We start from the raw sequence: 10,149 nt of genomic DNA, 5'->3' as shown, positions 1-10,149 counted from the left end.
AGGGCTACGGGTGGTTCGGGAACTCGATGCGCTCATCGCCCGGCGGGGCCAGCCTCAGACCATCGTCAGCGACAATGGGACCGAGTTCACGTCCATGGCCATCCTGGCCTGGAGCCAGCGCACGACGGTTGGTTGGCATTATATCGCGCCGGGCAAGCCGATGCAGAACGGCTTCGTCGAGAGCCTTAATGGCCGGCTCCGCGACGAGCTGCTCAACGAAGTGCTGTTCTCGACGCTCGGCGATGCCCGACGTCAGATCCAGGCATGGCAGCTCGATTACAACCTACACCGCCCCCACTCGGCCTTGGGCAACATCCCACCCGCCGAATTCGCCATGAAAACAGCACTGGAACAGCAGGCTGCATAGCCTCAGAAATCACCCATGGATTCTCCGACAAACCGGAGGAAAGACGGGTCTCAGGTCAAGATATCTCGTGGGTCATGGCTTTAGAGCTCATCGAAAATACCATATCTCCTGATATTTATCAAAAGAGTCTCTTCTTAATTCTGTCAACAATTGAGTAAACGAATAAATGCGCAGATTTGAACCGGTGTATTCCGTATCTTCTACGCCTCAATTTCTCGGATCTCCGGAAGGACTGTATCTTGTGGCGAACTTGAAAGACGCTGTCGGATCGCACGCAATACTGGCAGAGGTACCAGAATAGGAATTTTTGCCGCCAAGCAGGACTGGGCGGGTCCGGGTGAGCGATTGCGGCGGACAGCTCTTCGTAGCTATTGACTTGCTGTACCGCGATGCCGAAATCGGAGGACGCGAAGCTGATAACCGGGCGGTCCTGCATCAGGGATTCGAATAATACGCCTGAGTTCGCACCGACGACGACTTCGGCGTTGGGGATGAGGTCATAAATCGATTTTTCAGAAATGATGACGTTTGGGTTTTGGTCCAATAGATCGAGGGCACGGGAGATTCCACGGTCTTTGCATCGCGGATGACGCTTGATGACCGTCTTGAGGCCGCGCGCCGAAGCAGCTGCGACGATGCAGTCCAATGCTGCGCGAATCTCGAGCCAGGTGCCGTGAGTCACCGAGTCATTGGTCATCTGCAGGGGTACGAAGACATATGCGTCGGCGATGCGATCTCCACATCTCGGAGGCTGAGAATACTTCGACAGATTGCTTCGACGAAGTTCACGGCCAAGATCGGCTAGGAAAGCCTTCGACTCGTCTTCGTCCTGCCGCGATATTTCGTCGTAAAATCTGTCAGGGAACAGCGCCAGTTCCGAAAAGCAGGAATATCCCATCCGGTCCATCGTGTAGAAGGGGGGGATATAAGACTCTTTGCAGCGAAGTAAATTTCCGGCTTCGCCATGTGAATGAAAGCTGATCAACATCCGATCGGAAGAGACGTTGCGAGGCGCACGCTCCGCACCACGAGGCAGCCAGACCGGTTCGATCAGCACGTTCATCTCGGCCAGCGCTGCGAGCAATGTGCTGTAGAAAGCTTGGTGCTGGTTGCCATCTTGGGCATTCCTGAACCATGCCTCCGGAACCTCCAGTGTCACGGTTCTAGGATCACGGATGGCTGGTGAAAGTGTTTCTGACATCTTGCATAGCTTCTCAGTCAGGTCCGATCCCCCATAGGAAAGAGCAATCGTCCAATGGCTCTCGCTATCGGATTTCGCAAGCTCCGAACAAAAGCTACCGGTTCCTCGTGCAGCCTATCAACGGCGCTCTTTCCTCCGCGCTTCCGAACCAGCGGTTCGAGTGCCGGTATCCAGACCCTCAGTATCTGATGAGGCCCGAGTGTACTGGTTCGAGAATAAGCCAGCCAACGTAGCACCGGGCGCCGACCCAACCAGTGATTTCGCGAGAATGAATTCGGATCCCTTTGAAGCTCTCTTGCCAAATCGGCTCGGCCCTTGCGCCGGTACATCAATGTCAAGAGCGGTATCGACGACCAAAGCCGCCAACTGAATAATCCATAGTTCACGATGGTGCTGGCAGAGGTGTTTCGGCCCCTTCCTCGCGAGGCATAGGCGCTTTCGACTATATCGAATTCAGGGAGATACACGGGGCAATCTTCTGGCTGTTCCGCCCGGGGTGGAAACAGGTCCCGGCCTCCGGAAAGTCCGAAATAATCGCGTGCGATCCTGTCGTTGCCCGGCGCAGCCGTCATCATGATATCTTCGGCGATTTCGTCGGTGAGGAACCATGGGCTAGGCATGGCGAAGCCCTTCTTTTCGCGCCATGCATTCAAATCATCGACCACTTCCTCGATGAAATTGAGGTAGGCGTTCTTGCTCGGAAAGGGTCGCTTGTTGAATTGCCGAATTAGCTCGACATGAGTCGCAGAAAGTCGAGCGTCGTTACCCTTTTTGCGGAAAGGGGGCGGCAGGGTGGAGATTTGCGGCAAGCGCGTCGCTTCGGAGAAATCGTCGATGATGCTCCATGTACCTCCCCGGACGCGTTGATATCGTCGGATATGGAGGGCGCTCTTGGGCAGGAGTTGTTCCCAGCTGCGGACCAGTCGATCATAGTCCAGCAGGTTCTTCGTTTCTTCTTTTTCCAGCCAAGAGCTGAAGCGTGACTTCTCCGCGTTGATGGCTCCCCCGGCGACGAACTCCGCGTATTGGGAATTTGCCCATTCGTCCTGACGACGAAGGTAGACCACCATTTCGGTCGGAAAGTCCTCGAAATATTCCGGTAAGGCGAGGGACTTGGGGTTCAGGAAGAAAGCTTCCGAAGACAGGATGATCGTATGGATCCGGCCTTTCATCAGCGATAGCCCATTGAGAATGTGCTGGCGCAGCTCCGGCGCGCCGCTCGCGGCTATCTCCATGAAACGCGCATGTCCGGCCTGCTTGTGCTGGCGATCCTCCTGCCAGAACAGACCGACTTCGGGATACCAGATCCCCGCTCGCAGGAGTTCCGGACGATTATCCTCCAGCAGGTGCTGCAGCAGGGTGCTGCCGGTCTTGGTCGCTCCCAGGTGCAGGATCAGACGCGGACGATCCGGCGTCGCTTCGGGCAGCGTGGCCGGTGCTGCTACGCGATCGTTTCGGGCATATAGGCTGAGCGCACGCTGCAGATCCCGTTCGGCGGCGCTTTCCGGCTCGTGCAGGAATTCGTCATACAGCCGGTCAGCGCCAATCGGTATGAGACCGATCGCGTTCTTGATGTAATCCTCTCGCCGCAGCAATGTGGCGGCCAGTAGAAGCCCATATGCGTTGGCGCGCAGATGCGCGCGGGAGAGCGGCGAGGGATCGGCGATTAGGTCCTGCGACCCGATCCCGGCCCGCGCCAGTGTCTTCGACAGCTTGTCGAGGAACAAATCGGTGGCCTGTTCGCTCTGCGCGGTTTTCCAAGCAAATCCGAAATACAGGTAATGCAGGAACTGCGAAACCTGGAACCGTGCCAACCACCAGTATGGTGAGGCGGGGTCGAATGCGCCGTGCTTGCCAAGCTGATCTACGATGAGGTCGAAGTTCAGGAGCTGGTCGCGGACATCGGCCATGGTTTGCGCCCGCCGGACCGCCGATTCAGGGCGAATGCGGTAGACTACCCCGTCACTGTCCGAGAGCGAGATTACGGGATCGGCCATGTATGCCTGTAGGAGAAATGCGCGCTCTTCGCGGTAAGTCGTCAGGAAGCGAATATTCTCGCGGTACAGGAATTCCCGACGGTAGAGCCAGTTCCAGAAATGCCTCGAATGAGCAATCGAGTGACTTTCCACAAGCGAGGTGCGACGTACTTCCTGTGGGAAGAAAGCTTCCGTGTTGTCCCGGCGAACCTGCAGGACATCGCCATTGCTATCCTCCACCTGTTCATGGACCTTGCGATACCGCACCATGTCGGCCTGATCGGCCTCGGCCATCGCAAGCACTCGTGCCAGATGTGCGGGGTCGGGCATGTAGTCATCTGGATCGATGAACAGGACATAACGGCCACGGGCCAGATCGATTCCCTGATTGCGCACGAAGCCCGGCCCCGCATTTTCTTTGCGACGGACAACTTGGAAGCGCGGATCCCGATCGGAAAATTCTTCAATCACCGCGACCGAATTGTCGGGGCTGACATCGTCGATCAGTATTACCTCGAAGGCCTTGAAGCTTTGGCGCTGGATCGACCGGAGGCATTCGGCAATATAGCGCTCGACGCCATGGACAGGGATGATGATCGATAGCAGAGGTTCGGCCGGGGCCGTTTGAGGTATGGGCTGGACGGGCCGGTTCTCTTCTATGAAATCGAGAACATCTTCGATTTGGGCCGGGACTTCGCCGGTCGGCAGGTGGTAGATCGTGTACCAGATGTAGAAGGCATGGAAGAACTCGACCAGATCACGGGTGCGATGGCGGTGTGGAACTTCGGCCCGGTCATCGGTCAGGCCCCAGCCGGCGTAGCAAGGGGCGCCGAAACAGATGACTTGCTTGCCAGCCAGAAGCGCTTCAAGACCCATGCCGCTAGTGCCGACATACACTTTGTCGACCAGATCGAAGAGCTCAAACGGATTAATTCCTTCCCGTAAAATTCGTATCCGACCTTCCGAGCTCAGGTGATCGAAATAGCCACGTCTCTTACCCCCCTCGACCCAGTTCAGATCGGGATGGGTCTTGATTAGGATCTCGGCATCGGGGTTTTCCGCGATGGCCGCTTCCAGCATTGCTTCGAACTCGACCGAGGATGCCCGACCGTAGATTGTCGAGGCATCCGAGAAGTTCTGATCCACAACGAGAACCCGCCGCGAGTACTCGGGTGAGACCTCGGGAGTGAAGAATGGCTGGGAGTTGTATTTCGATATTTTCGCGTCGACAATGCGTCGCATCGCATTTTCCGCTCGTGTACGTTCGGTCGCGCTCAGTTCAAAGTCGCCATTCAGCTTCTCATCCAGCCGGGACTCGTAATCTGCCATATAGTACTGGGCACGATCGTCGAAGATATAGCTGAGACAGGCTTGCCGCGGGTCCTTCGAAGCGAGTGCTTCCGACCAGCTGGTCGTCGAAGCCAAAAAGCCCATTTCGAAAAACAGGACCTCATTCTTGGGTTTGACATGTGGTAATAGGTTTTTGGTGCTGTCATGCGACTTCGTAGGATCTTCTACGATTGCGCCGTACATCAGAACCGGCGCATCGCCGTCGATCCGGGATTCGTCGATGGCGATAAGATCGTGAAATAGGCGTGGCAAATTGGCAGAAAATGCCTTGTTCAGGTTCCCTCGCTTGAACCCTATCCTGTGAGGCCGTTGACGCCGACTGAGTAGGTATTCGCGGAAATCTTCGGTCTTCCGAGCCGTTGGTCGGTTCAGTAAGCTAAGGAACTTCTCGTGAAGGAACGAGCTATCGCGCTTCATGTCGTGCATCTTGCTCATCGCTTCTAGTAATCATTCGATCGAATTGTAGCTTCACAAGAAGCGGAGCTGTTCTCCTCCTGCCAAGGCAGGGAACCGAAGCTTGTCGCGCGGAGAATAGAGTGCAGGCTCCCATGCGATACCGGTACGCGAGATAGACTGAATTCATGCGGCATCTCTTTCTAGACGGCACTACTGCGGCCCACGAGAAGTGCGTAGGTTGAGCTTTCCATGGGCATGGCGAGCGCAGTCGTACCCAAGATATTAAGCTCGACCGCTGCTGATGAATTTTCAGCAATCTCACCAAGCATGCGCTTCAGCTGACCATGCATATTGCGCTTAAAGTGACCGTCGGCAATCACTTTGACGAAGTGGCTGTTCTGGACCACACTAACTATGCCGAGCCCGTTTGAGGTCATAGCCAACCGCGTATCTCGCATATCTGTGTCGATCTCGACTGGCGGGACTAAAGTGCCGGTGTGCATCAGTTACGCGATCTCGGTCATCTGTGTGTCGCACTTGTCCTAAAGATGAGAGGTCCGAAGGGTTTTCAACCTAAAGTTTTAGAGCGCTATGGAGCTGGCCGCCAGTACATCTCCAAGTATCAAGGTCAGACTAGTCGACATGGTCCGCAAGACGAATAAGGAATGCGGGACTTCTCGTATCAGTCGGCGGTGCCGCGATCTTACAGCTGATATGACCAGACTTATATGTCGTTGAGGCAATACGATGGCTTCGACAGGCCTGCATGCAATCGACGGCCATTGCCATACCGGGCAGCATCTCATCTCGTGGCTCTCCATTTAGTTGAGCAACGGGAATTGCATCACTGGTGACAATGCTCGAGAAAAGAAGTCATGTAGTCTCCGGATGTAAGAACCAGCCATTCTCGTGTAGACTACTGGCGGGCTCCGTACAAGGAGTGGCCCGTCCGGGTTCTTCAGTGGTCTTGCCCCGTTTCACCGGACACTCAGGCAGTTGCGGTTTGAGCTGTGATGAATTTGCGGGGCGAGCGCATCTTCAGCCCTGAGTGCGAATGATGGACGTTGTAGTCCTCGAACCAGTCGGCGAGCAACTTGAGGACGGTGACGGCATCCGGCAGCGGCGTGACATGGACGTAGTCGCGCTTCAGCGTCTTCACGAATGCCTCCGCGATACCATTGCGCTGCGGGCTCTTCACCGGCATGACCTCATTGGGGAAAGGGGCAACTGTGGCTCAAACCTGAGTTCTGCAACAACGCCCACGCACTGGGAGATCCGGAGTAGCTGGGTGGAACATACTCGCCCCGTCTAACATGTTTCACAGGTGTCAGCCGAATTCGACCCACTGACCGCCTTGGCGCTCATAGGCGATGCCGGCGAATTCGAGCCGCTCCATGCCAAGAAGCACGTCGCGATCGTCTGCGAAGGTCACGATCACCTTCTTACCGAAGGTCACGCCGTAGTCGCCGAACGCGCCATCGAACTCGACCGTGTCGCGGCCCTTGCCACCAATCAGTCTGTCGCTGCCGAGATCGAAGATGAAGGTGTCGGCACCGCCGCCACCCAGCACCTTGTCGTTGCCTGCGCCACCGTCGAGCAAGTCTTTACCGATGCCGCCGATCAGCTTGTCCCTGCCCTTGCCGCCCGACAGCTTGTCGTGACCGCCGCCGCCCAAGAGCTCGTCATGGCCGGTGCCGCCATTGAGGACATCGCGGCCGCCGCCACCGGCAAGCCTGTCCTTGCCTTCGTCGCCAACGAGGACATTCTTGCCCTTGTCGCCGATCAGCTTGTCGTTCTGAGCACTGCCATGAACGCGCTCAATGTTGATGAGACGATCGCCCTCGGCATCGCTACCTGCACCGCGGCGCTTGGCCAGGTTCACCGTAACGCCGCCATCTGAGGCGCTGTAATCGACCCAGTCCTGACCGCCGCGGCCATTGAGCACGTCAGCACCTTCGCCACCAATCAGCCTGTTGCCGTCCTTGGAGCCCAGAAGCATGTCATCAGTCCCCGAGCCGATCACGCCCTCAAAGCCGGACAGCTTGTCGCCCTGCGCCTCGCCCCCCTTGCCGAAGCCTTTTTGCAGATCGACAACAACTCTTTTCGAAGAGCCGCTGTAATCCAGCGTGTCGAAGCCCTTGCCGCCCGACAGCGTGTCGGGCCCGGCACCGCCAGCCACGACATCGCGACCCTTGCCGCCAAGGATGATGTCCTTGCCGGCATTACCCGCCAGCTCGTCATGCCCCCCATTTCCAACCAGTTTGTCCTTGCCCTCACCACCGTATAGATTGTCGCTGCCTCCTTTTCCCCGCAAGGCGTCATCGCCCTTTAGTCCTACAAGCGTATTGGCCGCGCTATTGCCGGTCAGGCGATTTGCAGAGTTGTTGCCGCTACCGCTGTTTGCTCCCGGGCCAGTCAGGACCAGCGCCTCGAGGCCGTCGGCAAGTGCAAAAGAGACAGAAGCACGGACCGTGTCACGGCCTCCTATGTCGCTTACCAGATCACCCGCATTATCAACTATAAAGATCTCGTTGCCGTTTCCTCCAATCATGATGTCCTGACCGGTCCCACCATTTATGCGAATGGTATCGTTCACTACGACCCCGGCATCGCCTGGTTTTACAATGATGATGTCATCGCCGCCCTTCCCAGAAACTGTCTTGTTTCCGCGGCCCACATAGACAATGTCATCCTGCCTAGAGCCGATGACGTTCATGGCCCCATTTCCGGCATCGGCATAGTCGAAAGTAGGATCGATATGAAACGTCGGGACAGGGGTACTGGCAGCCAGGACCCCTTCCGAAGGGGCCTCCCTTGGCGCAGCAGCCGAACTAGGTTTCTGGATTGTAGCCCGACGACCATCGAGAGACTGAACCCCATTAGCATAAACAATCATCTCGATGTTGTGGAGGTCCCCCACATCCGCTCTGAGGCCAGGCAGTCCGAAGGACAGCTTGGTTGCTCCGTCCTCGAACTCGATCGCGGTCGTTTTGGTCAGTGACTTAGAGAGTGGAACAATCAGAGTGTCGAACCCCGCCCCTCCATCGAAGATCCGGCCTTTTGCCAATAGTCCAAGGGGAGATACGAATATCTTGTCAGCACCGCCGCCGCCCAATACGAAGTTGTCTCCCGCATCGCTGGAGAAAGTGTCTCTTTTCATCGTCCCCGGCGCCACCTGAATGCTTTGGCCATACTTAGAGTCGCCTTTCCAAACGTCGCCTGCTCTAAGTGCGGTAGCAAGAGTAGTCTTGCCGAAGGCACTTTCGACGTCGGCAGCAAAACGGAGCAGTGCAAGGACATCCTCCTGATAGGCCTCCTTGTAGTGCTCCGTCCAAGGGAACCGCGCACGCACCGTATCGATGAACACCTTGGTACCACCCCGACCATCTTGCCCAAACGGGTTGATCGGATTAAAGCCACCGAGCAGATTTATTGGACCGGGCAGGTTTAGCAGGTTTGCGATATCCCCGGTGTGAATGAAATTGGTGATCATTCCCACCTTACCCGCGACCGTCTCTATCTCCCCGCCAATCGTGCCGAAAGTGAATGCCTTGATCTTCGCGCCGTAACCTATGAGGGCAAGGTCATCAGCTAAGTGCTGCACCATTGCCCCGCCGAGGCTGTGACCCGATAGAAGGATTTGATCAACCTTGTTACCCTGTTCAGTTAGATAGGCTTTGATTGCTTCGATGAGGGGTTCATGCTTCTTATAGAAGGGCTCCCGCCACTGCGTAATATCATACACCCAGTCCATCACATCCTTGCCCGAACCAGCAATACTGACAGAAAGGGTTTTCTTTTCGTCGATGACCCCGGTAAGGACAGTGACTGTCGTGTCATTTACAAATAAGTCTAAAACCTTGTTCTTGTGGACATAAACGCCATCGAGGAATTCATACTCCCCTCGACCTTTGCCAAAGCTTGATGGTAACATGCCTAGCTCAATCGCGGCCACGGCATGCCAACCCCGGTCCTGCATTGATTCGGAAGTTCCGCCATAAACCTCTACCATCTGCAGCGCCGATTCCCTGATTGCGTTGGTGCCTGACGGATTGTCGATCAACCCATTGATCATAGCAGCTTCAATGTTTGACGTGCGAAGGGTGATCTCCTCGGCGGTTCCGTTATAGTTCAGCTTTTCGATTATGGTTATTGTAGAAGTCCAGCTGTTGCGCAAATCTACTGTATAGCGGTAATCACTTGGGTTGCCGGGTAGGAGCACTTCATCCCGATTTCGGTCACTTGGCTTGGCTCCATCAGGCTCCCCACCATCGATTTGCTGATCGGTACCCGGCGCGAAATCAGAGAACCCGCCACTTTCTGTATTCTGAAAGTCAAATAAGTCACTCCCCACCCCACCATATAAAATATCATCCCCCGCGGACCCAATTATGGTGTCATCGCCCTCCCCTGCGTCGATGACATCGGAACTTTTCCCACCATCAATCTTGTCATTCAGCCTGCCGCCGGTAATTTTATCATTACCCCCGCCGCCCATGAAGGTGACCTTACTATTCCAAGTTGGCCCTGTGTCCAGAAACTTTACCCTATGAGGAAGTATTACCTCATCGCCACCATCCAAGGCGAAATACAACTGAGCGCCCGATTGGATACTTTCAATCTGTTTGGCGGTAAGCCTTCGAAAATTGACTACATCTCCTACCTCCGAGTCATCAGTAAAAAGATCCTCCGTCCCCCCTAATCTTATTAAATTTGATGGCCCGACACGGCCATTTTGACCAACGACGTCCGGCGTCCAAACAAAAAACGTCCTGCCGCTCTCGTTAATGGCTACGGCCCCACCCGGCACAAGATGGTCGCCCCATCCGCCAGTACTGTAGGATCCACCATTCGGACCC

At 55.8% G+C, this 10,149-nt stretch carries 5 protein-coding genes and 1 pseudogene; 1 reads left to right on the top strand and 5 read right to left on the bottom strand.

Features of this window, described 5'->3' with window-relative positions:
• The coding region (locus FD715_RS21605) for an integrase core domain-containing protein (RefSeq protein ID WP_147115110.1) at positions 1–367 on the top strand (367 nt) is incomplete at its 5' end.
• A gap of 118 nt (positions 368–485) precedes the next feature.
• On the opposite strand, the gene FD715_RS21600 is transcribed toward FD715_RS21605, so the two are convergent.
• The 5 genes and pseudogenes from FD715_RS21600 to FD715_RS21580 form a co-directional block, all read right to left on the bottom strand.
• A complete protein-coding gene (locus FD715_RS21600; RefSeq protein ID WP_147115107.1) occupies positions 486–1,568 on the bottom strand; it encodes a hypothetical protein in 1,083 nt (360 codons plus the stop codon).
• 17 nt (positions 1,569–1,585) lie between these two features.
• Positions 1,586–5,320 (bottom strand): glycosyltransferase, encoded by a 3,735-nt coding sequence (locus tag FD715_RS21595; protein ID WP_223275032.1) that lies wholly within the window; start codon positions 5,318–5,320, stop codon positions 1,586–1,588.
• Positions 5,321–5,490: 170 nt separating this feature from the next.
• Complete coding sequence (locus tag FD715_RS21590) at positions 5,491–5,697, bottom strand: hypothetical protein (protein WP_189799600.1); 207 nt, start codon at positions 5,695–5,697, stop codon at positions 5,491–5,493.
• A gap of 581 nt (positions 5,698–6,278) precedes the next feature.
• Positions 6,279–6,491 (bottom strand): annotated as a pseudogene (locus FD715_RS21585) (integrase core domain-containing protein); the annotation flags it as partial.
• Positions 6,492–6,617: 126 nt separating this feature from the next.
• Entirely contained in the window at positions 6,618–9,788 is a 3,171-nt protein-coding gene (locus FD715_RS21580; RefSeq protein ID WP_147115099.1) for a hypothetical protein, read from the bottom strand.
• Positions 9,789–10,149 lie beyond the last annotated feature (361 nt).

Origin of the sequence: Tateyamaria sp. syn59 (assembly GCF_007995245.1) — a bacterium.
GTDB lineage: Bacteria > Pseudomonadota > Alphaproteobacteria > Rhodobacterales > Rhodobacteraceae > Tateyamaria.
Note: the sequence above shows the minus strand (reverse complement) of the source record. Positions and strands in the feature narration are given on the sequence as shown.

Bases quoted from the DNA above. Each gene is read 5' to 3' on its own strand.
- FD715_RS21600 (WP_147115107.1), bottom strand. From the start codon at position 1,568: ATGTCAGAAACACTTTCACCAGCCATCCGTGATCCTAGAACCGTGACA.
- FD715_RS21580 (WP_147115099.1), bottom strand. From the start codon at position 9,788: ATGGGCGGCGGGGGTAATGATAAAATTACCGGCGGCAGGCTGAATGAC.
- FD715_RS21595 (WP_223275032.1), bottom strand. From the start codon at position 5,320: ATGCACGACATGAAGCGCGATAGCTCGTTCCTTCACGAGAAGTTCCTT.